Below are 24,797 nucleotides of genomic sequence, written 5' to 3' on the forward strand. Positions count from 1 at the left end.
CACCAATGGCAATAATTACCACAGGTTTTAATTGGTGATAATTCATGTGTGTAAGAGATAAAAATAAAGATAAACAATTACTTAATCTTTCAGCTGCAGCAGCGTTAGCGTTTGCTGTGTTAGGTGTTGCTGTGGGTGGGTTAAGCGGCTCAATTGTCATTTTATTTGACGGTGCTTATTCGCTGATGAGTTTATTTCTTACCATGCTTTCATTAGCCGCCTCGAGTTACATGCGTGCTCCCTCAAGATCTCAATTTGCGTTTGGCAAAGCGATCATCGAACCCCTCGTGGTGGCAATTAAAGGTACGGTGATTTTAATGTTACTGTGCTTTAGCTTATCGTCAGCGATGACAACAATACTAAGTGGTGGTAAAGCCATTGATATGTCTATTGCGGCTGTATTTGGTTTCATTGGTTTATTAGGGTGTGCTGGTGTTTGGTGGTTTTTAGCTCGCCAAAACGGGCCGCAGCGCTCGGGCTTATTTGCTGCTGAAATAAAACAGTGGAAGATGGATACCATTATCAGTGCAGCAGTTTGTGCAGGCTTTATTATTGCTGTGTTAATGGCATATACACCTTGGCATGCATATGCCGTCTACGCAGACTCTGTCATGATGCTGCTTATCGGTAGTTACTTTATATCGGTGCCATTAACCATGCTCACTGGTGCGTTAAGAGAGCTACTGATGATGAAGCCGAGCCAAGAGATTTGCTCTCTAGTGCATGAAAGTGTCTCAGAGGCCAACGGTTCTAGCCTACAAGAGCTTGAGATTACAGGTATTGCTAAAGTAGGTCCCGAGTTGATGGTGAACATTAATGTAAACCCGAAGAAGTCGAATCAACTATTACCTGACTTGCAAAAGATCCGTGCATTGATGGATAAAAAATTAGCGACGTTATCATTAGATATTAAGCTCAACTTAGATATTGTGACAGAAGCGAAGTAGCGCGCCGCCATAGTGTTGGTGCGACTAACCAATACCCAATTTACTGCAACATCGATTACTCATTTAACACATATCTTCGAATAAACCACTTGGTTAGCCTATGACTTGATTCACAGGCAATGTAAACTGAAATACTAATTAAGTGATTGCTTATATTGTTGGTTTGATAAGAATCAATTACCAATGAGTGAGTTAAGTGAACAAAAGCCGAGTTTGGCGCTGCTTTTGTCATCTTCAGAACGCTATTTTTTCCAAGTAAGGCTAAAATCAGCTTAACAATGTTCCACAATTGTTTTAGTTTAAGGTGTTGATAAAATTAATTTTGATAGCACTTTTTTAAAGTGTGTACGTTTTGGGGGATAATTATTTGCATAAAATGTACTACTTATTCTTGCTGAGTGCAGTTTTGCTGTTTCATGCAAAACTGCATGCCACCACTCTTAAATATAATGTCAATGGCTCAAGTAGTTGGGTGCCCTATTATATTACCGAAGACGCGAATAACTCAGGTATATTAGGTGAGTTAGTTCCGCAAATCCTTGCAACGGCTTCAATCGACATCGAGCGCCATGATTTTCCTCCCCAACGTACAAATCAAGCACTTGAAAAAGGGTTATTAGATTTTGATTTTGTGAGTCCAAGTTGGTTTGCTGAAGGAGATATGGGAGCGCAATTTGTTCAGTCAGAGCCAGTGCTTCATATTCAAGAAAACATCATAACGCTTAAAGAGAATCAGGAGGCTTGGTCTAACATTGCTAAGATCAAAGGGCAGCCAATAGGCACTGTATTTGGCTATTTGTACCACGATGATGATATTTTTACTCGAGTGGACTTCAGTTCTGAAAAACAATTAATAAAAGCTCTGCATAAAAACAGAGTTAATGCTGCCATTTCGGGAGATTTACCTGCTTTGTATTGGGCGAAAAAGCTCAACCTCCCAATCGCATTAGCTGCTATTCATTCAAAAGGGGTGTTAGTCATGCGCTTAAGGAAAGAGCATCAAGCGTTAATGCCACAAATTAATGCCGCCATTTTAGAGTTAAAAAATGACGGCACCATTCAAGACTTAATTGACAAGTATACCAAAACAGAACTCTATTTGTAGCAGGTACTAATTTGCCAGTTTTACCTGTGAAAACTGCTTTTTCTTTCGCTCAAAATAATGATGTGTCTCAGTCATAATGACATGTCTTAAGCCAATAATTGCAATTAAATTTGGTATGGCCATTAAGCCGTTAACAGTATCGGCAAGCATCCAAATTAAATCTAATTGAATAAATGCACCGACAGCAATCAAGCCTAAGAAGGTTAATTGATACACCTTAATCCCTTGGTCTCCAAGACGTTTGTGGGTTAGGTAGTACCAACAACGTTCACCGTAGTAATGCCAGCCAAGAATTGTCGTGAAGGCAAAGCACACTAGCGCTATTGTCACAATATATTGACCGACAATGGCTGAGCCTCCCGTTGAAAATGCGGCACTGGTCATTGCAGCACCCGCAGTATCACCATTCCAAACACCCGTAATAATCAGGACTAAACCTGTCATGGTACAAATCAAAATTGTATCAAAAAAGGTCCCCGTCATACTGACAAGACCTTGCTCTACAGGTTCTTTAGTTTTGGCAGCAGCAGCGGCAATTGGGGCACTACCTAAGCCAGATTCATTTGAAAAAACACCTCGGGCAATACCAATTTGAATCGCTTGGGCAACAGTGGCCCCTAAGAATCCACCTGCAGCTGAAATGGGGGTAAAGGCTGAGTGAACTACTAATTCGAGCGCCGGTATAATTTGCTCTGAAAAGCTAAACAAAATCCAAATACACGCTAAGACATAGCCCAGCGCCATTGTAGGTACCAGCTTTTGAGCGACATTTGCAATACGTTTGACGCCGCCCAATGTGACTGCTGCCACCATTGTTGTCAGTACAATTGCTGTCACCCATGTAGGTACATTGAACGCAATTGTCATGGCATCGCTAATGGCATTCACTTGGGCAAAAGTACCAATGCCAAAAAACGCCACACCAACACCGAATACCGCAAAGATTTTGGCTAGCCATTTTAGGCCAAGCCCTTGTTCAATATAATACATAGGGCCGCCAGCAATATTACCTTTGGCATCTGTGGTGCGATACTTAACCGCTAGCATACATTCGGCGTACTTGGTTGCCATGCCAAAAAAGGCGGCTAACCACATCCAAAATAATGCACCTGGGCCACCAATTTTTATCGCAGTAGCCACCCCGACGATATTACCTGTACCTATGGTCGCCGATAGGGCAGTACACAAGGCTGCAAATGATGATAAGTCACCTTTGCCTGTTGCAGGTTTGAATAACAAACTTAAGGCAAAAGGGAGCTGAAATATTTGTAATAGTTTAAGCCGAATAGTGAGATAAAGACCGGTACCAACCAGTAAGCATAGGGTGATTGGGCCCCAAACAATGGCATTGATATCAGCTAATAGCGCGTGAAAGTTCATGGTGTTCCTCGAATATTAAACAACAATATGGAGGAGGAAAAGATATGGCTGTTATGTGGTACTGAAGAGGGCAACTGACAGAGCATCCACCCACATAGGTAGATTTTAGGCGCAGCAACAAACGACAGTGACCATAAATGAATACAGTCATCCTCTCCTCTGTCCTTTTGCCTGAGCGTTTCGCGTGACTGATAAGTCAGCCTCACTTTCGCCTTCGGCGCTGTAATGACAATCGCTGACGAACAGCGTTTGTTTACAGTCTCTCCAGAGGCTCGTCCAGTAACAGTCCTCACCACAATGTGGCACCTGAAAGAGTGCTTTACTAGCGGATAATCCACTAACTAAAGTTGCCTCGTCGGTGTGGGGTTAGTCCCCACTCTCCTGCTACCTTCATCCGAACGGATCTTTTTGAAAATGCGTGTTAAATAACAAGCCATTAATCAAAAAGGGCAATTAGCATGCGGGATATAAATCAGAGGCTCAAGAGGTGTAGATCACAGTTTGAAATCGAGGTGGTTTGTCTGCGGTAAATTTGAACAAACAGTCATATTAAAGGGCAGAACAGCGCTGGTTAGCACTATACTGCCCTTTGTTGACTATTACTGAGTCCTTAATTCCAAGGCTAGATTTCGACTTCGTTACCCTTAGGGTTAGGGCCAAAGCGGTTAGGTTCAGATTGACTGTCAGACACAAAAAAGTACAACAATACAAAAGCACCGATGAATGGAATAAGTGCGATAAGGAGCCACCATCCTGATCTATCCGTGTCATGAAGACGACGCACAGATACGCCAAGGGCAGGTAGGAATACCGCTAAAGAATAAATACCACTTAGTAACCCATAGCCAGTTTCAGGGTTTAAGGTGCCGGTGATGTTATCAAGGATACCTAGTAGGATCCCTGCGATGACATTGAAAAGTACAAAGAACCAATACTCCTTACGACGCGCTCGGTCTTTAAAGTTAATGTAATTCTTCAATACCTTGATATACCAATCCATGATGATTCCTTGTCAGTATGCTTACTTTTTAATCATATAGTTATAACAGCAAAGAAAGTGGAAAGGCAATGAAGGACAACATTCTTTAACTGGCGTTATGACCTCTGAAATGTCATTGGTACTTAGTAGAAGTGGCTTACTGGTTGCTTTTTGAACTAGATGTGAATTGTTGACGTATAACATGGTTACTAAGTGAACCAAACTCAATTGAGGATACGTCATGGATAATGTGAACCAATCAGGCAATATCGCGACAATCATTGGTATAGCTGATGCAACCCACTATTTAGTGGGGCTGACCGATGCTGGTAATAATTTTGTAGGCTTAAATGGCGCCGGTTCAGGCGAGTGCGTGAACTCGATTGTAGAAGCTAAAGCCCTACTAAAAAGCCATGACTATTCGGTTGCCAACCTTGAATATCAAACCGCCTATGATGAAATGTGTGGCTTAGACAATACGGGCAATTATCAACAAGTGATAAATTTATAAACTGCCTAATGGTGCGAGCCATGTAATGATGTTCTGCTCGCACACTTCCCTCTCTAGCAGCAAGCATTAATCCGATTGCGGCCCTCAGTTTTAGCACGATATAGCGCGGTGTCAGCAGCGCACAATAATGCATTTGCAGTTCTGAATTGGCCGTTAATTTCACTAGCATGACCTTGGCTTACACTGACTGTCACTGATATATCCAAACCGATATCCATATAGGTTAATGCATTAATGTTTTGCTGTATTAACTGTGCAGTTTGCTGCACTTCTTCGGTATTGCAGTTAGGCATCACTAAAGCAAATTCTTCACCACCATAGCGCGCTGCAGTGCAATCTTCATTAGGTAAGGCGCTTTTAATTGCGTTGGCTATCTTTTGTAAACAACGATCGCCCATGACATGGCCATAGTTATCATTAAATGATTTAAAGTGGTCAATATCGATGATTAATACACTGATCGGATCGCCTTGTTCAAGGCAGTTTTTCCAATGATGTTTTAAGTCTGCATCAAATACACGGCGGTTAGACAAATTAGTTAAGCAGTCGGTCGATGCCCATTTATACAGCTGCTGATACTCAGCGCGATATTTACTTAAATCTCTGATGATGATGCCAAATAAAGGCTCAGACATCGGAAAATGGGTGACAGACATTTCCACATCAATGGTTTGGCCATTTGACATGTTAAGGGTCGTTTCATTAGGTAAGTGATTTAGCGGTCTTGGCTCTAATCTAGATTCAAGGATCATTTGTTGATAGTGCGACTTTTGCGGCTCACACAAATAAGACTGCCAGCGCTGACCAATTAACGAGTTTGCTGAGGTTTTATCGCAATCAAGCAATAAAGATACTGCATGTCGATTTGCCATTTGAATATTACCAAACTCATCGACAACAATCATCGCTTCCATCATGTGTTCAACTAACGTTGATAATGAGCTGAGTGCGTTACCACCGAGTTTAGTTTCTGTAGCGTTAACATCTGTATTGACTTGATTGCTATCAGCCTTATTCGCACCGGTATTAGCACTGTTATTAGTATTAGCATTAGTATGGACGCCAGTGTGATTACTAATAGCGCGATTACTAATAGTGTGATGGGCTAAATTGTTTGATAAAAACTGTGGTTCAAGTTTTAAAGGGTTAGTACTCGGAGGAAGTTCATTGACGCCAAATTGGCAATTGATATTGCCCGTCTTGGTGTCGCCAATGAACATGTCCATATTCACTTGAGAAATTTGAGTTAATTGATTCTCAGCAGTGGAAGTGAGTTCTAACATAACGAGTATCCTTACTAGAAAGTTAATATCGCCGCAGTGATTGCGTTTTCTAGTGATTACTCTATCGAACTCTGTTAACTACAACCTTTCGCTAACCTTCCGGCTTAAGGTGTTGAATTAATTGTTTTTAAATTCTTCACTGTTAACAATTTTCTACACTGCCGTGCCCCTTGTTAATGACTTGAGGGTCCTCACTAAGGAGAAGTAAGGAGTTATCCGTGTTAGTTAACACGAATTGAAACTTAGTGGTTCCGACTACTTTATCCAAGTCCATTAACTGAATTATTTGACCATCACTACTCGTAGTGACAGCATCGACTACGCCATCAAAAGGGGTTTCAAAAGCGGCGCCAACAAATTTTAATCCTTTGTCTGTAAGGTCATCTAGAAGGTAAGTAATGGTGCTTTCTCCAGAAACTTCTACAGATCCAGTTTCATTACTGTATGAAAATGTCGGTACTTCATTTTTATCAATTGTAACTGTTACAGTGATAAAAGTGGCCTTGCCTGTGATATTTAACATGATGACTCCATTCATTTAGTGAACATTTTTAAGGTTTATTCCAGCTTGTGCAACAGTATTAAAAAGCTGGGGTTCTGAGGGTAACTCCCCTAAGCATTGCAATGCTTTAAGATAGGGAATTGTTATCAATGGGTTCCTGTTTGTGTCGATTAAGGTTTGTAATCTAGATTTTATTTCAGTACACAAAGACGTTTCGGTTATTTTGTGATTTAGCAATGTAGAGCTCGAGTAAACGAGTATCTGGCTGGATGACAGTATTGCTTTATAAGTAACATTTTGACTGTGTTTATTAGAAATGTCATGAAGCAGTTCTTCAGCGATTGAGGCATATTCTTTGCTTTTATTGTATTGATTGTGATTGAAAAAGTACCTTGCTGATGAAAGATAATAATTAGCCCATACAAATTTATTTCTAGATGTACTTTTTAATGACTCATTATCTGTCATTGATACTGCCAAAGAATCAATGTCGTAATTTAGTTTTTTTATTCTGGTCATCAACTACTTCTAGTAGCCTGAACATTGAATTAAACCGATCTATTTGCCATTGCTCATTTTTAGGGTCTTGTGTTAATGCTTTATTAATCGCTGCGAGCCCTAGTTGAGTGACTTCAAAGGCATGTTGTTTTTGATTTTGATAACGCAATAAATTGGAATGTATTTGATAGCTAGCAAATAACCTATCAAGTGCATATGGGGTTAGCTGTGCAGAAGAGCTTAATAGTTCCAACTGCAGTTTTTCGTGTAATCTAATAGCTTTGTTAACATTACCTTGAGATATAACAGCAGTTGCCAGCCAAGAACGTGTATCTGCAATATCTGCAATAAGTTGAGTGTTTTGGGGCTGCTTAATCAACGCTTTTTGTTTTAATGCTAATGATTGTTGAAAAAAATCATTAGCAACATCAAATTTTTGCTGGTTTATCGATATAGAACCTAAAGAATTATTTGCATAGGAAAACTCCATAATTGCATCATGATCATCTGGCGCTAACTCATACATGGTTTGGCTGTAAGCTAAGTATTGTTCAAACCATGTTTTAGCAGCTTGCCAATCACTTTGGTCGTAGTCCAACTGTCCTAACCAGAATGCATTTGCCCCTAAAGTTTTAAGTAGTTCGAAATGTTCAGGTTGCTCAATTAACAATGCAGTGAGTTTTTCTCTAGAGGCTAATAAGGCTTCTTTAGCTTCGATAGTTTTACCCCGTGAGTAGGCGACTTCACCCATGGCCTCTAAGGTTTGTCCATGTTGAAAGCGGGCTTCAAAGCTTAAATTGGTATCGCTAGGGTTCGAGGCGTTACTGAAATATTCCAGTGCTTTGTTGTTGATACCATCCAGTAAATCCATGCGACCAATACCGCGCATTTTGTCGGCGAAATCACCCACCATAAAGCCGAGAAGGTCTTCTGCTGCTTGCCTTTTCTGTTGGGCCATTCTTTCTGCTTCGAAGCTTTTAACGCTGGCTAAAATCGAGGTGATTGTGAGTAAAAAGAGTAACGAGATGGTGAAGGTTTTTTGCCAACGTTTGATTTTTTCGTGCTTACTTGATGCAGTAATTAATTCAATCTCTTCAGGCTCTAACTCGAATAAGGGATTGTTTTTGAGTGACTTTGCTTCTCTGAGTGGTTTACCGTCAGCTAGCAAGTAAGCATGGTTTTTGTTTTCTTGTAGCCAGCGAGTGGATAAATGATGGAGTCTGCTTTTAATTCGCAAACTTTGGTTATGTTCGGCTATCCATGAGGTTGCCCTTGGCCAGCGGCGCAGTAGCGCTTCGTGGGCAATGCTGAAGCAAGGTTCGCCGTTTTGCAGATTGGACACGAACAAGCGACTGTTAATCATCGCCTGAGTCAGGGTGCGTTCTTCTTTGGTGTGCAGCTGTGCCCAGCGCGCAGTGCGACTAGTGATCGATGACTCGTCTTCTCTTAGCGTCACTAGCAGTGAAAATACATGAGGGAGACTGGCTTTTTGCTGGGGGGTGAGCTCTGCAATAGCATCTTCGGCATTTTTGCCTATTGCCCCTTCAATGCCTCCTAACTCCTGATACACGCTAAACAGCAATTGGTTGTCTTTACTGCGCTTTAAGTAAAGTGCTTGCAGCATGTATTGCAGCATCGGCAGTGCGTCGGGGTTACTGGCAGCTTCTGCGCAGAGGATTTCATCTAAAGGTGTTGCAGTATCAGGGTCGCTGGTCCAAGTTAAATTAGCCGCAATAGCGGGCAAACGGATCATTTGTAGCAATTCGCTGCGAGTCGGTGGCGATAAATCAAAATGCGCGCCTTGGCCCTTTCCTGTCATTAAACTAGGGTAGCCAACAAGCAAGGGGTAGAACTCGTTACGACAAGCACTTAATACAATAATGCAGCCAGAGTTGGCGAGTTGTTCGAGTATGCCAACAAAGGCAGAACGCTGCTCATGGGTAAAAAGCGGTGAAGACAATAACACTTCTAGACGATCGATAAACAACGCAAAATGAGTGTGAAGTTGACGGTTAGCTTTAATGGCTTTTTTACATTGGTTAACAATCACCTGTGGTTCTGTGATGAGTCGGTGGGATAGCGAATCTGCACTGTCGCCGTCAAACACAGGTTGATCATTAACTTCCCAATCAAGCATCGCTCCTGCAAGCTCGATAAAGAGTTGTGATTTAGCGACATCGGCAAAGTCTAGGCCGCTGTATGCGACTACATGCACCCCGTTATACCCTGATCCTACGGTAAGATTAGGAATAATGCCTGCATTGATTAACGATGATTTACCGCTGCCGCTCGGGCCGAGTAATAAACAAAAACCACGACCGAATTTAACTTGCTGGCTAATACGCTCAAGTAGCACGCTAATTTGTTTACTGCGGCCAAAAAGACTTCATAGAAGTCTTCTGAGTAGGCCTGAAGACCAGGAAAAGGTGAGCCAGCACTCCACTGTTGATGGTCAGCAACGGTTTCATGACCTATGGGAAAATTAACATCGGCGAGGGTGCGGTAGCCTCGCTTACGAATGGTTTCAATATAACGTGGTGATGTTGCTTTATCTTCGAGTGCTCGGCGTAATTGATTGATGATTTTGTGCAGTGGGTTATCGCCAATATCGGTGTTAGGCCAACAATGATTGACGATATCGTCAGCACTGAGTACTTCACCGCTGCGTTGGCATAATAAAACCAATACATCCATAGCTTTGGGTTCAAGCTGTTTTGTTTTTTTACCAAGGTTTACGCTATTGCTATTGGGATCAACCTGCCATTCACCAAAGAAAAAATCTCGTTTTTCATTATCACATTCCATTGAAAACCCAGTGTTATGCTTCATGCATTCGGTAACAACTTATCGCGATTGCGTTTCATTAGTATTTACTTATACCAACTTATGGTTAGATTGTAACCACTTAAAGTATAAAAGTGAGTAAAAAACAGACTAATTGGGGATAGGTAAAATGGTTCGAATGATTCTATAGAGGAGTTTCAAATATGCACAAGTTGTGATGTTGCTTTTAATTGTGACTTTGCTGTAGGGCTAAGAGTTTTCATTTCTATAATCTAAGATTATCTGAGTAAAAGACTTAACCAAGTCTATAATTTTATTACGTTAATAAATCTATTTGTTATTATGTTTTTCAATAAACTGGACATTACTAGAACCTTATTGCCATGGAGGCTTATGAAATCTGCACAGATTATAGGATTTATACTCAGTATTTTTAGTGCGTGGTATTTATCATTGTTCTATGACTCGTTATTGATGAAAAGCTCAAGTTCGCCAAGTTTAGGTATTGGAGTCGCCGTTGTTTTTGCTTTGTGTACTATTTCAGTTGTTTTGACTATTCCGACCTATGTATTGCTGAGAAGTAAAAAAGTACGAGCAGAAAAACAGTTTACTGGCTGGTTTTGGAGTAGTTTATTTGCTCTCAATTCAATTTGTGCAATTGCTTATCTAATCGTGGGTTTGTCATTCTTATTTTGATTTAAACGTTAAGTTGAAATTAACCCTTAGGTGTTTATCTTCTAGACACTCCATACTCCATACTCCTTACTCCTTACTCCTTACTCCTTAGCCCTTTAGCTGCTCCAGTGCCTTAACGGTTAACGCTTCGGTGTATGGGTTAATCTTAAAATGATTGGGACTCCAGCCTTTTACAAATCGCTGAAAGTCGGCCCAAGCGATTGAATATAATGGCCGCCATGTGCTCTCTAAAGTGTCGGTACAGATGTCAGGGTGGTGTAGCGCAGCACTTTGAGCTAACTCGCTAAAGTAATAATCAAGCCATTGTGTAATTTGCGTTTCCTCTTCTGAAAAAGTCATCACGCTGCTCAGCAATAATGCCACATCCTTCATACCGCAGCCTTGACCAACATATTGAAAATCTACCGCAGCTGCTTGTTGGTGGTTTTCGGTAAAGCAAAAGTTAGCTAGCTTGGCATCACCATGGACTAAGGTTTGAAATGGAGTATTACTGAGTACTGCATCAATTTGTTGTGCTGCGGCTTTGAGGCGTGAATCTTTGAGAGCTGCTAGTTCGTCAGGGCGGGTATCAAGATGCCAATAAGTACCTTGTAACCACAGTTTTGCATGTAAGTGCTTACTTACTTTGTTTGCCAATACTTTGTGTTTGTTGTTTGAGTGATGCTGTGATTCGCTTGAATCACGGTTTTGGTATAAGAACTGGCCATGAAACTGTCCTAGCCATTTAAGGCAAGCTTTAATGGCCGTATCATCAGCTCGAGTGAGCACTTTACCAAAACCAACAGTGGCTAAGTCCTCAAGTATCAATAAGCAGTCATCACCATCTTGTTCTAGATATAAACATTTAGGCACCCGATTATCTTGGCTACATTGGTTGGCGTAATCTTGATACCAATTAAACTCTACTTGATATGATTTTATTTTGCGCTGATGAGAAAGGGCTGTATTCCAACCTTTCGGGTGCGACTGTGCTGCGGTGCTATCTTGTGGGTCCATCACAGGTAGCTTGATGTGTTTAACAATGACGCTGTCATAGGTTGAACCGGATAAGTGAGCTCTGAATAATTCTCCGTAACCACTCCAAAGTGATTGGATTAGTTCTACTTGAGTAATGTCAGTGGCACGAGTTTGCCGTTTAATTTGATCAAGCAGTTGTGGATTAACTTCAAAGGCATCAGTATTCATTGGTATCAGTTATCTCAATTTCATTTTTAACATGCCGATAAGGCGCAGCACTGGATCAATTGTATGGCTAACTCATTAATAAGTGAAATAGTTCTCAAGTCTGATGGAAAAGCCATTGAGTTTTAAATCAATTAGCGTAGTTTTAATGAATTGGAATCTGACTGGAGTTGAAGATGAAACCAGGCAAGAATGACAGCAAGTTATTGAAACTTGCGATGGAAATTGGTGAAGGATATGCCAAAAAAGAGGTTTTAAAGATTTTGGAGTGGGGATTTCACCAAAGGATAAAGTGGAGTGCATCTATCGCTTATTGGTGCAAGATGGCCTGATACAAGCGTTAGCTGAAGATAAGGATGATGGGCCAAACAGAAAACACAAACTGGTGTTATGGATAAGCAAGCAACTACCGCCTGAGCACCCGTTACTGAATTAATATTGAGGCGATACTCTGCATTGCATCAATATTTAAAAAATCAAAAAGCCAAGCGACTGCTTGGCTTTTGTGGTTTTGTAAGGCCGTAGCATTAAGATTTAGCTTCGATTTCGTTTTCTACTTCTAATTCTTCTGGAGATTTGAGCACATCTTTTGGTTTTGTCACACTGCCAATAGGGGGATATGCCACACTGTCTTTAAATTTATCACGGTTGTCTTCGCTGTAATTAGGGAATGGTAGCTCTTCTTCCTCAATCAGTTGGCGAATCGTTTGTTCTGCCCGTTGCTGCACTTCTAAATCAGCAGGTACGGCATGATTTAACACCACGTTTTGACCTATTGGCGCAATGTGAATATCGAGCTCTTTCATAATATTTAATAGATGAAAGTTGAGATCTTCAGCAATACCAAAATATTCATTGATATCCCCTGTATCAATGTAGGCATTTACATTGACGACAAAGGCATCACGTTCGATAGCAAGAAAGCGTGCTCGCTGGGCAACCTCTAACACTCTTGGATGTGATAACAGTAGTTTACGTAGCTCCATCAATAGCATTTGCAGCTGTTCTTTAGTGGTATCAAGGCTAATACGTAAATCATGCTTATAGCGGCGGCGATCGATTACCGAGAAGTTCTCTAATTCTTGAGAAGAAAAAACCGAGTTAGGAATATGTACCACGGTGCGATCAAGTTTACGAATTCGGGTTGAACGTAAACCGATTTCTTCAACGACACCTAAGGTCGCACCAAAGCGACAAAAGTCCCCAGGTTTAATTGGTCTTGCAGCGTATAACGTCAGCGCGCCAAACACATTTTCTAATGGTTTTTGCGCGGCTAAGGCGATGGCCAAACTGCCGACACCTAAACCTGTCAAAATCGTCGCCATGTTGTAGCCTGAACTTTCAAACCACATCAATGCGATAATGACCACAATGACGATTTTTAAAATGGCTACCATAGGGCGGAGTAGGGCTACACTGTAGCTTTTATCTTGGTCATGTAGTTGTTTTGATTTATAGGCAGAGTAAAGCTCAACTAAGCCAAGAATTAATATGGTGTTGGCCAGATACAGCAAGGTACTGTTATCAAACCATACTCTTGCTCTGACGGATAATCCGAGTGCGAGCGCGGCATATTGCAACAAAGATAAATACAGGAACCAACGCAAACTACGCCCACAAAAGCGGCTTAATCCTGCGATTTTAGGTTCAAAGTGCTTTGCGATACTGATAGCCGCAAGACTGATTAACCCCGTACCAATCCAACCAAAAAGAATGCTTAAACTGAGAATAAGTAATTGCCAGTTTTCCATATGAAAAGCAGAGAATTCAGGTAGGAAGTTAGCAAGTGCTTCTATTTGGGGGCTATATCCGTATTCATCCCATAGTTCAGGTATTTTGGCGACAGTAGCATTAGATATTTTCCAAATCTTACCGCCTTTACCGTCGGGCACATGCTGCATATAAACGGGAACGGGGCCGGTATTCGTTTCTAATACGCCAAGCAAATCTCGGTAACTTGGGAGTTTGTCATTTAAGTGGCCAGTTGGTTGGTCGCTAATTTGTGACAAGTCGATGATGTTTTGTTTGTTCCATAAAATGACCAGTTTACGGAGTAATTCGGGGCCATCTTCTGGGTTAATACCTTTTGGCAAGTATCGTAAATCAACAAACTCGGCAGCGGCTTGCCAGTCATTTTCTTCTATGGCTTGACCTATGGCGATTAAGGCGGTCAATGGCGTTTCGCCATCTCGAGCCATGATTAAGCCACCTTGGGCTTCGGTGATGGCTTCGCTGCGTTTTTCAGCTTCAGCGACTTTTTTTAGGTTGATATCATCTGCAGCAGTAACAGAAAAGACACTACATTGAATACTGAGCACAAATAAGATTGAGAAAATTTTACGCCAATGGTGTCGTCCCATGAATATGTCCCTAAAAGCCCAGTTACTGTATCAAATATATGCGTTTTAGCGGCAGACTGCTAGGCTGATTTATCATAAGTTTCACAAAGTTAGTTTAAATGGTTTATATTTGCGGTGATAAATTTGTCTGTTACTAAAATTGTTTCGACTTTTTACGTGACGTGAGGCAAAAACCGTATATTTCTTGGTGAGTTTGTTTGGTTTATAGCAAGGTTTAATTGCTTATTTTTGAAGTATATTAAGATGACATTGATTATAAATCATTAATATGGCTGGTTAAGTTTGATGAGTGTCCTACACTGTTTTTAGTGAAAAATTTAATAAAGATGTGTTCGGCTTATTAAAAGCTTACTTATGTGGCTCGATGACACCTATGGCTCAACAAGGAGGTTGTATGATTAAACAGGGAAGAGATTGCTTAAAGCATGCTAAATCAGCTTATAGGCGTGTAGTAGGGGGAGGGATAATCATTGCCTCGCTTGTTATGCCTAATCTTGTTATAGCAAAAGGTGAAACGGGCCAGTGGAACAATAGTATTGAGCTGTATGGAATGGCGTTGAATATCCGCGGCGATACGACTCTTCTTGATCAAAACCTAGAGGTAAATGTCGACCCTAAGTTTATATTGGATACCTTGGAAATGACCGCCATGGTTCGCTTTGAGAGTATCTATGATAATCAATGGGGATATTACATTGATTATAGTTTCATGAAGCTCAATGGCGAAACGAATAACGTTTTGGATAATACTAATAACTTGGTATTGAAGGGGGATATTGATATTCGCCAAGGGGTACTAGAGGCTAAAGGATTTAAGCGTTATGACTATGGTGATAGCACGTTAGATTATATGGTTGGCTTACGCTGGTGGGATAACGACATCGATATGCAACTGTATCGTAAAGACAATAATACCATATTCAGTGACATTAACTTTGAAGATGATTGGATTGACTTTGTGGTTGGTGTGCGCTGGATAAAACCGATAAATCAAGATTGGCTATTTTACATTAGTGCTGATGCAGGGATGGGTAGTGATACTGATTTTACTACCGCTATTCAATCTGGCGCACGGTATCAAATTAACTCATGGTCTGATTTGAATTTGGCTTATAAATCCACTTGGGTTGATTACGATAATGAAGATAACTTTGCTTATGATACGGCATCGCAAGGCTTTCTAATCGGTTGGGCAGCGTATTTTTAGCCTTAGCTGACGATTAAGAGTTGAATGTATAAAGGGCGCCCTAATAGAAGTCGTTGGCGCCTTTTTTGTGCCTTCATCCCATTAATTTGCTGGTAGTGGATTACCTTTTAACGAGATTGCGTATCTCAGTAAAGTAAAGCCTTCTTCTTCATATTGTCTGATAAACGTCATACCTAACTTTTTAATGATGTTGACTGACCCAAGATTCACGTCCACCACTTCGCCGTAGACGATATCTAAATCCATGTGCTGCTTTGCAAACTCAATACAGGCTTGATTTGCCTCAGTGGCATAGCCCTTTCCCCAAAAATCTTGATGTAAACGGTAGCCGATATCGATAGCATTTATTCGCGAGTCATTTTTAAAACCACAAAAACCAATGACTTGATTTGTGGCTTTATGGACTACAGCCCAACGGGCAAAGCCGAACTTTTTATATTCCGCTAACCATATCTCTTGGATAATATTTTCAGCATCTTTTAGCGTGTTACATAAGCCTGCATCGCCAGTGTAGCGGTTGACTTCTTCTGAATTAAACTCAAGCACAGCCTTTGCATCGCCAAGATTAAATTCACGAATGATTAGGCGGTCAGTTTCAGTAATTATTGTCATTATGATCCTTATAAATTTTGCTACGCCATTTAATTACAGAATTGACGTTCACATGGCACACCGTCAAAGTCACCATCCATTTGAGTATCAGGACAATGATTAATATAGAAAATCGCTTCTTCACATGATCGCATGTGGCTGCAGTGAGTTTTACCCGCCTCGCAGCTAAACTGCGGTGAAGGTTTTGTCGATTGAGTCGGACTGTTATCTATCGTGACAGGCTGAACTAGACTCGATTGACCGGGAGCATTCGTTACATCGTAGTAGGCTTGAATTGCAAATCTGCCAATGGCGATGACAATTAAGATAATGACAATGCGACTCATCGTGCCCGAAGCCGTGGTGGCTTTTTTCATTTTTATTGGTGGACGCTGCTTTGCTTGATGATTTTTGCCAGAGTTATGGCGAGATTTATGAGTAGGATTGATAGCCACACCTACGATGAGTGCTTTGCCTGCTTTAACTTTTCCGTCAGCTTGCTGCTCTACAACATATTCAATCTGATCGCCAACTATGGGCTTTCTAGCCATATGTTTAAGGGTTGAGATATGGATAAACACGTCTTTGCCACCCTTATCAGGCTCGATAAACCCGAAGCCTTTACTGCCATTCCAGCGAACTAATCGACCTGTTTCCATCATCACTCGTATTATTTCCCTTTGAAAGGTTTATTGTTTTATACACATTATAAAATTCATTAAGCCTATGCTAGGTTATTAACAGAGCATAATAAATTGTTTTTATCTGCGGCTTAGACATCTAGCTGTTCACAAGGAAAATAACATGAAATTACCAGCACGCTTTGCTGTTATACCCGTATCATTGTCAGTCACACTGGCTTTAGCCACAGCATTAAGCAGCACCTCACTTTATGCTGAAAACTTTGATGCTTCAGTGATGAAGTCTATGCCCAAACTTGAAGCGCTCTATACTCATTTGCATCAATATCCAGAGTTGTCTTATCAAGAAAAAAACACCAGCGCCAGAATGGCTAAAGAGCTATCAGAGCTTGGTTTTGACGTGACTGATAACTTTGGTGGCTACGGTGTGGTAGGCATGTATAAAAATGGTTCGGGACCAACGGTTATGATCCGTGCAGATATTGATGGGCTACCAATTATTGAACAAACAGGTAAATCTTATGCTTCAAAAGTCACTACGGTTGATGAACATAATAATACCGTTGGGATCATGCATGGTTGCGGTCATGACATCCATATGGCCAGCTTTATTGGTGCAGCAGAACAACTGATGAAACATAAGTCAGATTGGAAAGGCACGTTAATGATGGTAGCCCAGCCCGCAGAAGAAGTCGGTGGTGGAGCAAAAGCCATGCTAAAACAAGGCCTGTTTAGCAAATTTCCCACTCCAGATAGTGTGATTGGTTTACATGTGAGTGCTGGTATTCCCGCAGGTAAAGTAGGCGTAGTAAGCGGTTATGCGCTTGCCAATGTTGATTCTGTGGATATTACCATTAAAGGTAAAGGTGGCCATGGGGCGTATCCTCATCTTACGATCGATCCCGTGGTGATCGCAGCAAGAACAGTATTAGCACTGCAAACTATCCCAAGTCGTGAAGTATCCCCCTTGAGCCAAATGTGGTTACTGTTGGGTCAATTCATGGTGGTTCTAAGCACAATATTATCTCTAATGAAGTTAAACTGCAGTTAACACTGCGCTCGTACAATCCTGAAGTAAGGGAGCAGCAAATAGCGGCAATTAAACGCATTACCAAAGGGATTGCGTTAAGTGCAGGCTTACCTGAAGAGCTGGCTCCTGAAGTGTATGTGCATGACGATGAAACGATTCCATCAACCTATAATGAGCCGCAATTAGCTGCAAAAGTACAAGCCAGTATTGAAACTGAAATTGGTAAAGACAATGTGGTTATCGCGCCGCCGGTCATGGCTGGCGAAGATTTTGGATTGTATGGCCGCACTGAGCAAAATGTGCCGATTACCCTATTTTGGTTGGGGGGTAGAGCCCCAAAAGTATCAGGCGAGTCTAGATTCTGGTGAGCCATTACCTTCATTGCATTCGAGCCAATTTGCGCCAGATTATCCACTTACGATTAAAACTGGCGTGCGAGCGATGACCCGCACCGCAATGGATTTATTCAATAGTAAATAGCATTTAAAACAGCGAGCAGATAACTCACGCTGATGATGTCACGCTATAATAGCCGTTATCAAAGGGGTGACGTCATCCCTTATTTAACTTAGGTATGAGCAATATGATTACGTTTACGACTAACTTGGGTGATATTTGCATTGAGCTTGATATGGAAAAAGCGCCAGTCAGTTCTAAGAACTTCTTACAGTATTGTAAAGATGGCTTTTATGAGCACACGATTTTTCATCGCGTGATTAAAGGCTTTATGATCCAAGGTGGCGGATTTACTGCCAAAATGAAAGAAAAACCAACTCGCGATCCGATTGTAAACGAAGCTAATCGTGGTTTAAGCAATGTATTAGGCACCATTGCAATGGCGAGAACCGATGCGCCGCATTCAGCTACTGGGCAGTTTTTTATTAATGTTGCTGACAATACCTTTTTAGATCATACCGCTACGACCAATAATGGTTGGGGTTATGCAGTGTTTGGCAAAGTGATTGCTGGTATTGAAGTGGTAAAAGAAATTGAAAAGGCTAAGACAGCCACTATTGCAGGGCACGATGATGTTCCTAAAACGCCTATTATCATTGAAAAAGTCACGATAGAAGAGTAAGGCTTGTTTGGCTGAGTGAGCATTGCCTTAGCTTTTCTGAAAGCATGTATCGAAAGCATACGCCTTCGATACATTTTTTATTTCAATGTCATTGTGCTAGCGCCGAACGAACAAATATAAAAGGAAGCTCATTTGAGCCTTACACCACAAGATAAGCTGCAGCTTGCTCAAGCAAAACAGTTACTCGATAACCCAGGACTTGCGGCTAAGATGACCGACTTTATTGGTACGCCAATCGAGAAAGGTTTTGCTATGCTGCCGAAAACCGTGAGTGAAGGGATTGGCAAGGTGACGCAAGCGGCGTTGATGAAAGCATCAAGTGCAGCGTTATTTACCATGAAAGATGTACCGGGCGAGCAATCATCTGATCGCTGGCACAAATTAGGTGTGGCAGTGAGTGGCGGTGTTGGCGGCTTTTTTGGCTTATCAGCATTGGCACTGGAGTTGCCTATTTCAACGACTATTATGCTGCGATCCATTGCGGATGTTGCTCGCAGTGAAGGCGAACAGCTCACCGATGTGCAAACTCAATTAGCTTGTCTTGAGGTTTTTGCTCTGGGTGGTGAGTCTAATGACGATGATCAAGCTGAAAAAGGCTACTTTGCGGTGCGAACCGTTATTGCAAATTCACTGGCTGAAGCTGCTGAGTACGTTGCCACAAAAGGAATTAGTAAAGAGGCTGGCCCTGCCATGGTGAAATTAGTGGCAGTGATTGCAGAACGATTTGGGGTACAAGTCACTCAAAAAATGGCAGCGCAGGCAGTACCTGCAATTGGCGCAGCTGGTGGAGCAATCATTAATACTTTGTTTATTGATCATTTCCAAGACATGGCAAGAGGCCATTTTATTGTGCGCCGCCTTGAGCGATCGTATGGTGAGGAGCAAGTGAGATTAGCTTATGACAGTTTACTGATCGAAGATTAAAACACGTTAAATAGCACTTCAGCATTAACTTCTGTAATGACCAACAGCTTGGAACTCACTCCTTTCTTAACTCCATAATTAATCGTAACAATTAATCTGTGTGAACTTTCATCAAGACTCGTTATCTTAATAACATAAGCAATCATTAATGTTGACGTTATTACAAAATCAAAGGATACGATTTCAGGATGAATTTAATTAATCGAACCAGTTTGAATACGCTACTGGCAAGTTGCACAGGTCTATTGTTAGCTGCACACTGTCAATCTATCGCTGCTGAAACCTCGTTTACTCCTCAATTTACCGCTCATCATATTGATGCTGATTTTGAGCTAACTCAAGGCATAGTGAGTGCCAACATTCTTGAGCATCAAGGCAATGAATTAATTGCTGTAGGCGTTGATGATAATCACGAACGCTGGTTAGCTATTTATGGTTTTGAGAATGAGGCATTAGTGCAGCTTGATAAATTAATGCTCTCAAAAGATATATATAGCTTTGATATTAATGAGCTAGAACCAGCTAAAGTCTCAGGTTCTAATCAAGCTGAAGTACTTACTCAACAGCTCTTTTTCGTTACCAATAATGCCTTATTGCAATATTCACCAGCGCAAAACACCTTGTTAGTATCAACGACTGAATCTGATGAGGCATTAGACTCCGTTGATGCTATGCCCACCCAAGGTTCGCTTAAAAAAGTGGCAGATATTCAGTCTATTTCTGTGACGACGCAAGCTGATTATATTTCTCGCGGCAATTTCGTGATTGATATTAACAATGATGATATTGCCGATATTCTTATCAGTGACTTTAGAGAAACGGCTGTGCTATTAGGCCAAGCTGATGGTGGATTTACCCAACAATCTTTACCCCTTCTTCCTGTGGTTGAGCTTAAAAATAATGGGGCAGAATATAGTCATGCCAAGCTGTATCACAGTGATATGAACTTTGATCAGCGCGATGACATTATTAAAGTTGGTGAAGGCTCACTTGAAGTCTATTACCAACAAGAAGATGGGCAGTTTTCTGAAATCGCAGAGTTTATCTCAGTCAGCCAGCCGATCAGTGGTGTTGATTGGTGGAATAAACGTGATGCCTATGGTGAGAATTTAGATCAAAGTGATTTGCTCTATCGCAAAGTTGAGCGCATCGGTGATGTGAATGGCGATGGCATCAGCGATCTGGTGGTGAGATACACTAAAAGCTCAGGCGTACTCGATAGAGTTAATGATTATGAAATTTACTTAGGCATTAATAACAATGGCAAGTTAACCTTCCCTCGAGAAGCAAACACCACCATTAAAGCGGATGGCACACTGACAGGCTTACGTTTTGAAGATCTTGATAATGATGAAGTTGATGAAGTGATTGTCGCAGGTTTTGATATTGGTTTGTCGCAGATCGTCAGTGCGTTATTGTCTGGCAGTATCGATCAAGATGTACACGTTTTTAAAATGAATGATGCCAGTATGTTTGCAGATAAAGCCAATGTCAGTAAAGAAGTTGAGCTGAGTTTTAGTTTAACCTCGGGCCAAAGTGGTGAACCAGTGGTTGCTTTAGCGGATATTAATGGTGACGGTTTTAAAGAGTTATTATTGTCAGACGATAATGAAGAACTCGATATTTACTATGGTCAAGCGGGTAGAGAGCCTTTTAAAAAGCGCGCCGAAGAATGGCCGGTAACGATCCCTGTTGAAGGGGCTATGTTATCAGCGGTGGATATTAATGCCGACGGTAAAGATGATTTATTGCTTAAATTTGGCAGGCAAGATCCTGAAAATCTACAGCGCCGCTTTAGTGTGTTAATTGCCAATTAATGGCAATTAATGCCGATTTTTCATTCTAGTTTATAAACTAAATAGCCAGCAGTAATGCTGGCTATTTTTATTGGTCGTTGTTCAAATCTTTATCGATTTAGTGGTGCTTGTTTAAGCTAATGATAAGCCTACTCTTTGCCCGAAACTGGGGTTATATTAGGTTTTGCTGAAAGTGATCAACCTCAAATAAACAGATAAAGATCGTAAAAATCGGTTTTGCTTTTCGATGATGAGCGTAAACTAATCTTAAACATGTAAATTAAATGCATGATTAGATAATCATCAGGAGAAAGGCAATGTTCTGTATTCAATGTGAGCAAACAGTGAGAACCCCAGCAGGAAATGGTTGTAGTTATTCGCAAGGCATGTGCGGCAAGCTAGCATCGACGTCAGATCTACAAGATCTGCTTATCTATATGTTGCAGGGCGTATCGGCATATGCTGTAAAAGCGCGTGAATTTAATATTATCAATGCTGAAATTGATACCTTTGTGCCTAAAGCATTCTTTGCCACGTTAACTAACGTGAACTTTGATGATGAACGTTTAATGGATTACGCCTATCAGGCGCAAGATTACCGTAACGAATTAAAATCAGCTTACGAGCAAGCGTGCGCCGACAAAGGCGTAGAGCCTGAAGCTGTTATTGCACAAGGTTCACTAAACCTTGCTGCTTCAAAACCTGAAATGTTAGATCAAGCGCCATTAGCACTGCCAAACCGTGGTGACGTCCACGAAGATATTCTTGGCCTTCGTTTATTGTGTTTATACGGTCTTAAAGGCGCAGCTGCTTATATGGAGCATGCGCGCGTATTAGAACAAACAGATGCTGATGTTGCTGGTGAGTTCCATCAAATCATGTCCTTTCTTGGTGAAGATTCTGTTGATGGCGACAAATTATTTGGCACAGCAATGCAAATTGGCCAACTAAACTACCGCGTGATGGCGATGCTTGATACAGGTGAAACCAGCGCATTTGGTCACCCTGAGCCGACAGAAGTGAACACCAAGTCAGTTAAAGGTAAAGCGATTTTAGTGTCTGGTCATGACATGAAAGATCTTGAGCTTATCTTGCAACAAACAGAAGGCAAGGGCATTAACGTGTTTACTCATGGCGAAATGCTACCGGCTTTAGCTTATCCAGAATTTAAAAAGTATCCGCACCTTGTGGGCAACTACGGTAGTGCATGGCAAAACCAGCAACGTGAATTCGGCACTTTCCCAGGCGCTGTTGTGATGACATCTAACTGTATTATCGACCCTAACGTGGGTGAATACTCTGATCGAATTTTCACACGTAGTATCGTAGGTTGGCCTGGTGTGACTCACGTTGAAGGTGAAGATTTTAGCGAAGTGATTGATAAAGCATTAGAGCTTGAAGGATTCACTTATGATGAAATCCCCCACAAGATCACCATTGGTTTTGCTCGTAATGCCCTAATGGAAGCTGCACCTACAGTGGTTGAGAATGTGAAAAACGGCTCAATTAAGCATTTCTTCTTAATCGGTGGTTGTGACGGTGATAAATCTGAACGTAGCTACTTTACTGACTTAGCTAAATCAGTGCCTGACGACACCATTATCCTGACCCTTGGTTGCGGTAAGTACAAATTCAATAAACTTGAGTTTGGCGACATTAATGGGATTCCTCGCTTATTAGATGTGGGTCAGTGTAACGATGCTTACTCTGCTATTCAGTTAGCATTAGCGCTTAAAGATATCTTTGAATGTGACATCAACGAGCTACCATTAAGCCTTGTTCTATCTTGGTTTGAGCAAAAAGCGATTGTGGTGTTATTAACCCTATTATCGCTTGGTGTTAAAAACATCCGCACCGGTCCGACGCCGCCAGCTTTCTTAACTGAAAACTTAGCTAAAGTGTTAGAAGATCAGTTTGGTTTACGTAATACCACTGATGTTGAATCAGATCTTAAAGCAATGATTAAGGCCGCTTAATCAGCTGTATACGGTGATATAGGCTATCAGCTTGTATCACCGATTTACATCTCTAGTTATTTATCATTGACCTAGTGAAAGGTGCCCTATGAGCTCATCAGGATTTTCATTTTCTGCAGCACTATCTGCGGTGCAATCAACAAAAGACGAGATCAAAGACTCAGCTGAAAAAACCAAAACGGTATCGGTTTTTTCAATGTCGAATGCACTAGCAAGCACTGCTAAGAAATCGGCTGCATCGCTTAATTCTGATGCTGAATTTTTAGCTGCAGATAATTGGCAACGTGGCGATATAAAGCTTCGCTGTGTAGAAAAGTGGAATGAAACTCATGATGTCGTTAGTTTTCGCTTTCAAGGCTTAACGCCGGTTAAATTTAATTACAAACCGGGTCAATTTATTACCTTAAAACTCGAAATTGATGGCGAGGTGGTTTATCGCAGTTACACCATGTCATCGTCACCTTCACGTCCCTATTCTATAGTGGTCACCATTAAGCGTATTCCTGATGGCAAAGTATCAAACTTTGCCGCTGATAATATTAATGAAGGTGATGTTATCTCTGCATTGGGGCCTGATGGAGTCTTTAACCTTGTCGATGTGAAGGCAGATAAATATCTATTTTTAAGTGCTGGTAGCGGCATAACACCTATGTACTCAATGTCTCGTTGGTTACTCGATACCAAAGTCGGCAGTGATATTGGCTTTGTGCATAGTGCAAGAAGCGAACAAGACATTATTTTCGCTGATACGTTAAGTGCGATGGCGCATAGAAGCTCGAAGTTTAATCTGAATTACCTTTTAGAGTCGGCACCTGAGCTTGTGGATGGGGTTAATCACACTGCTAATGACTGCAGAATGTCAGGCCGCTTCGATATGGCAAAGCTTGCTCAGCTGGTACCAGACTTTATGGAGCGGACTATTTTTGTCTGTGGGCCAGAGCCTTATATGGTAGCGGTAAAGTCACTGGTTGAAGCCAGCGGCTTTAATATGATCAACTTTCATCAAGAAAGTTTCGGTGGTCCAGCAAAACCTGCAGCTAAGGTAAGTCATGCCAACAGTGACAGTGGGTTTATGTTGAGCTTTGCTGATAAATCGATTTCCTTATCGGTTGATGACACCTTACTTGATGGTATTGAATCTGAAGGGTTACCGATTATTGCAGCTTGCAGAAGTGGTGTTTGCGGGGCATGTAAATGCCAAGTGACCTCGGGAACAACCGAATCAACTAGCTCTGCCACCTTAAGTGAGGAAGAAATCGCAGCAGGTTATGTATTGGCTTGCTCAACTAAAATCACTTCAGATGTGACATTAAAAATGTAGCTAATG

The 24,797-nt window shown here is 41.4% G+C and carries 18 protein-coding genes, 3 pseudogenes and 1 riboswitch; of the genes and pseudogenes, 12 read left to right on the forward strand and 9 right to left on the reverse strand.

Annotated elements, in window-relative coordinates:
- Positions 1–44: 44 nt before the first annotated feature.
- Both ACGEDC_RS11290 and ACGEDC_RS11295 read left to right on the forward strand, forming a co-directional pair.
- On the forward strand, positions 45–947 hold the full coding sequence (locus ACGEDC_RS11290; protein WP_394493280.1) for a cation transporter: 903 nt from the start codon (positions 45–47) through the stop codon (positions 945–947).
- A 376-nt stretch (positions 948–1,323) separates the two neighbouring features.
- Positions 1,324–2,052: a substrate-binding periplasmic protein gene (locus tag ACGEDC_RS11295; protein ID WP_055022829.1), complete on the forward strand. Its 729-nt coding sequence runs from the start codon at positions 1,324–1,326 to the stop codon at positions 2,050–2,052.
- A 6-nt stretch (positions 2,053–2,058) separates the two neighbouring features.
- Here ACGEDC_RS11295 and ACGEDC_RS11300 read toward each other — a convergent pair whose 3' ends face one another.
- Both ACGEDC_RS11300 and ACGEDC_RS11305 read right to left on the reverse strand, forming a co-directional pair.
- Positions 2,059–3,432: an alanine/glycine:cation symporter family protein gene (locus ACGEDC_RS11300; protein WP_065109709.1), complete on the reverse strand. Its 1,374-nt coding sequence runs from the start codon at positions 3,430–3,432 to the stop codon at positions 2,059–2,061.
- 149 nt (positions 3,433–3,581) lie between these two features.
- A riboswitch (glycine riboswitch) is annotated at positions 3,582–3,710 on the reverse strand.
- Positions 3,711–4,054: 344 nt separating this feature from the next.
- Positions 4,055–4,432: a DUF805 domain-containing protein gene (locus ACGEDC_RS11305; protein ID WP_394493283.1), complete on the reverse strand. Its 378-nt coding sequence runs from the start codon at positions 4,430–4,432 to the stop codon at positions 4,055–4,057.
- A 220-nt stretch (positions 4,433–4,652) separates the two neighbouring features.
- Between ACGEDC_RS11305 and ACGEDC_RS11310 the strand changes: the two genes are divergently transcribed.
- Complete coding sequence (locus ACGEDC_RS11310) at positions 4,653–4,922, forward strand: DUF6482 family protein (RefSeq protein ID WP_394493285.1); 270 nt, start codon at positions 4,653–4,655, stop codon at positions 4,920–4,922.
- Positions 4,923–4,975: 53 nt separating this feature from the next.
- Here ACGEDC_RS11310 and ACGEDC_RS11315 read toward each other — a convergent pair whose 3' ends face one another.
- The 3 genes and pseudogenes from ACGEDC_RS11315 to ACGEDC_RS11330 all read right to left on the reverse strand — a co-directional run bounded on the left by ACGEDC_RS11315 (position 4,976) and on the right by ACGEDC_RS11330 (position 10,010).
- Entirely contained in the window at positions 4,976–6,205 is a 1,230-nt protein-coding gene (locus tag ACGEDC_RS11315; RefSeq protein ID WP_394493287.1) for a sensor domain-containing diguanylate cyclase, read from the reverse strand.
- A gap of 142 nt (positions 6,206–6,347) precedes the next feature.
- Positions 6,348–6,728 carry a DP-EP family protein gene (locus ACGEDC_RS11320; protein WP_394493289.1) on the reverse strand — a complete coding sequence of 127 codons (381 nt, stop codon included), beginning with the start codon at positions 6,726–6,728 and terminating at the stop codon, positions 6,348–6,350.
- A 15-nt stretch (positions 6,729–6,743) separates the two neighbouring features.
- A pseudogene (locus ACGEDC_RS11330) lies at positions 6,744–10,010 on the reverse strand (winged helix-turn-helix domain-containing protein).
- Positions 10,011–10,382: 372 nt separating this feature from the next.
- Here ACGEDC_RS11330 and ACGEDC_RS11340 point away from each other — a divergent pair.
- Positions 10,383–10,685, forward strand: a complete 303-nt coding sequence (locus tag ACGEDC_RS11340) for a hypothetical protein (RefSeq protein WP_394493297.1) — start codon at positions 10,383–10,385, stop codon at positions 10,683–10,685.
- 87 nt (positions 10,686–10,772) lie between these two features.
- On the opposite strand, the gene ACGEDC_RS11345 is transcribed toward ACGEDC_RS11340, so the two are convergent.
- Positions 10,773–11,870 carry a phosphotransferase gene (locus ACGEDC_RS11345; RefSeq protein WP_394493299.1) on the reverse strand — a complete coding sequence of 366 codons (1,098 nt, stop codon included), beginning with the start codon at positions 11,868–11,870 and terminating at the stop codon, positions 10,773–10,775.
- A gap of 173 nt (positions 11,871–12,043) precedes the next feature.
- On the opposite strand from ACGEDC_RS11345, the pseudogene ACGEDC_RS11350 reads away from it, so the two are divergent.
- A pseudogene (locus tag ACGEDC_RS11350) lies at positions 12,044–12,303 on the forward strand (DUF5062 family protein).
- Positions 12,304–12,394: 91 nt separating this feature from the next.
- Here the strand turns inward: ACGEDC_RS11350 and ACGEDC_RS11355 are convergent.
- On the reverse strand, positions 12,395–14,227 hold the full coding sequence (locus ACGEDC_RS11355; RefSeq protein WP_394493301.1) for a mechanosensitive ion channel family protein: 1,833 nt from the start codon (positions 14,225–14,227) through the stop codon (positions 12,395–12,397).
- A 394-nt stretch (positions 14,228–14,621) separates the two neighbouring features.
- Between ACGEDC_RS11355 and ACGEDC_RS11360 the strand changes: the two genes are divergently transcribed.
- On the forward strand, positions 14,622–15,434 hold the full coding sequence (locus ACGEDC_RS11360; RefSeq protein ID WP_144430113.1) for a hypothetical protein: 813 nt from the start codon (positions 14,622–14,624) through the stop codon (positions 15,432–15,434).
- Between the two features lie 81 nt (positions 15,435–15,515).
- Here ACGEDC_RS11360 and ACGEDC_RS11365 read toward each other — a convergent pair whose 3' ends face one another.
- Both ACGEDC_RS11365 and ACGEDC_RS11370 read right to left on the reverse strand, forming a co-directional pair.
- Positions 15,516–16,046, reverse strand: coding sequence for a GNAT family N-acetyltransferase (locus tag ACGEDC_RS11365; RefSeq protein ID WP_394493303.1), 531 nt, complete (start codon positions 16,044–16,046; stop codon positions 15,516–15,518).
- A gap of 29 nt (positions 16,047–16,075) precedes the next feature.
- A complete protein-coding gene (locus ACGEDC_RS11370) occupies positions 16,076–16,684 on the reverse strand; it encodes a cold shock domain-containing protein (RefSeq protein WP_394498320.1) in 609 nt (202 codons plus the stop codon).
- Between the two features lie 145 nt (positions 16,685–16,829).
- Here ACGEDC_RS11370 and ACGEDC_RS11375 point away from each other — a divergent pair.
- The 6 genes and pseudogenes from ACGEDC_RS11375 to ACGEDC_RS11400 all read left to right on the forward strand — a co-directional run bounded on the left by ACGEDC_RS11375 (position 16,830) and on the right by ACGEDC_RS11400 (position 24,791).
- Positions 16,830–18,176 (forward strand): annotated as a pseudogene (locus tag ACGEDC_RS11375) (M20 metallopeptidase family protein).
- Positions 18,177–18,279: 103 nt separating this feature from the next.
- Entirely contained in the window at positions 18,280–18,774 is a 495-nt protein-coding gene (locus ACGEDC_RS11380) for a peptidylprolyl isomerase (RefSeq protein ID WP_055022815.1), read from the forward strand.
- Positions 18,775–18,906: 132 nt separating this feature from the next.
- A complete protein-coding gene (locus ACGEDC_RS11385) occupies positions 18,907–19,698 on the forward strand; it encodes an EcsC family protein (RefSeq protein ID WP_394493306.1) in 792 nt (263 codons plus the stop codon).
- Between the two features lie 188 nt (positions 19,699–19,886).
- A complete protein-coding gene (locus tag ACGEDC_RS11390) occupies positions 19,887–21,515 on the forward strand; it encodes an FG-GAP repeat domain-containing protein (RefSeq protein ID WP_394493308.1) in 1,629 nt (542 codons plus the stop codon).
- Positions 21,516–21,811: 296 nt separating this feature from the next.
- Complete coding sequence (hcp, locus tag ACGEDC_RS11395) at positions 21,812–23,470, forward strand: hydroxylamine reductase (protein ID WP_394493310.1); 1,659 nt, start codon at positions 21,812–21,814, stop codon at positions 23,468–23,470.
- Positions 23,471–23,558: 88 nt separating this feature from the next.
- The gene (locus ACGEDC_RS11400; protein ID WP_394493312.1) at positions 23,559–24,791 is read left to right on the forward strand and encodes a hybrid-cluster NAD(P)-dependent oxidoreductase; all 1,233 of its coding nucleotides are present in this window, start codon (positions 23,559–23,561) and stop codon (positions 24,789–24,791) included.
- The last annotated feature ends 6 nt before the right edge of the window (positions 24,792–24,797 follow it).

It is taken from the genome of Shewanella sp. ENK2 (assembly GCF_043568515.1).
GTDB classification, from domain to species: Bacteria; Pseudomonadota; Gammaproteobacteria; order Enterobacterales; family Shewanellaceae; genus Shewanella; species Shewanella japonica.

Bases quoted from the DNA above. Each gene is read 5' to 3' on its own strand.
- ACGEDC_RS11290 (WP_394493280.1), top strand. From the start codon at position 45: ATGTGTGTAAGAGATAAAAATAAAGATAAACAATTACTTAATCTTTCA.
- ACGEDC_RS11295 (WP_055022829.1), top strand. From the start codon at position 1,324: ATGTACTACTTATTCTTGCTGAGTGCAGTTTTGCTGTTTCATGCAAAA.
- ACGEDC_RS11300 (WP_065109709.1), bottom strand. From the start codon at position 3,432: ATGAACTTTCACGCGCTATTAGCTGATATCAATGCCATTGTTTGGGGC.
- ACGEDC_RS11305 (WP_394493283.1), bottom strand. From the start codon at position 4,432: ATGGATTGGTATATCAAGGTATTGAAGAATTACATTAACTTTAAAGAC.
- ACGEDC_RS11310 (WP_394493285.1), top strand. From the start codon at position 4,653: ATGGATAATGTGAACCAATCAGGCAATATCGCGACAATCATTGGTATA.
- ACGEDC_RS11315 (WP_394493287.1), bottom strand. From the start codon at position 6,205: ATGTTAGAACTCACTTCCACTGCTGAGAATCAATTAACTCAAATTTCT.
- ACGEDC_RS11320 (WP_394493289.1), bottom strand. From the start codon at position 6,728: ATGTTAAATATCACAGGCAAGGCCACTTTTATCACTGTAACAGTTACA.
- ACGEDC_RS11340 (WP_394493297.1), top strand. From the start codon at position 10,383: ATGAAATCTGCACAGATTATAGGATTTATACTCAGTATTTTTAGTGCG.
- ACGEDC_RS11345 (WP_394493299.1), bottom strand. From the start codon at position 11,870: ATGAATACTGATGCCTTTGAAGTTAATCCACAACTGCTTGATCAAATT.
- ACGEDC_RS11355 (WP_394493301.1), bottom strand. From the start codon at position 14,227: ATGGGACGACACCATTGGCGTAAAATTTTCTCAATCTTATTTGTGCTC.
- ACGEDC_RS11360 (WP_144430113.1), top strand. From the start codon at position 14,622: ATGATTAAACAGGGAAGAGATTGCTTAAAGCATGCTAAATCAGCTTAT.
- ACGEDC_RS11365 (WP_394493303.1), bottom strand. From the start codon at position 16,046: ATGACAATAATTACTGAAACTGACCGCCTAATCATTCGTGAATTTAAT.
- ACGEDC_RS11370 (WP_394498320.1), bottom strand. From the start codon at position 16,684: ATGGAAACAGGTCGATTAGTTCGCTGGAATGGCAGTAAAGGCTTCGGG.
- ACGEDC_RS11380 (WP_055022815.1), top strand. From the start codon at position 18,280: ATGATTACGTTTACGACTAACTTGGGTGATATTTGCATTGAGCTTGAT.
- ACGEDC_RS11390 (WP_394493308.1), top strand. From the start codon at position 19,887: ATGAATTTAATTAATCGAACCAGTTTGAATACGCTACTGGCAAGTTGC.
- hcp (WP_394493310.1), top strand. From the start codon at position 21,812: ATGTTCTGTATTCAATGTGAGCAAACAGTGAGAACCCCAGCAGGAAAT.
- ACGEDC_RS11400 (WP_394493312.1), top strand. From the start codon at position 23,559: ATGAGCTCATCAGGATTTTCATTTTCTGCAGCACTATCTGCGGTGCAA.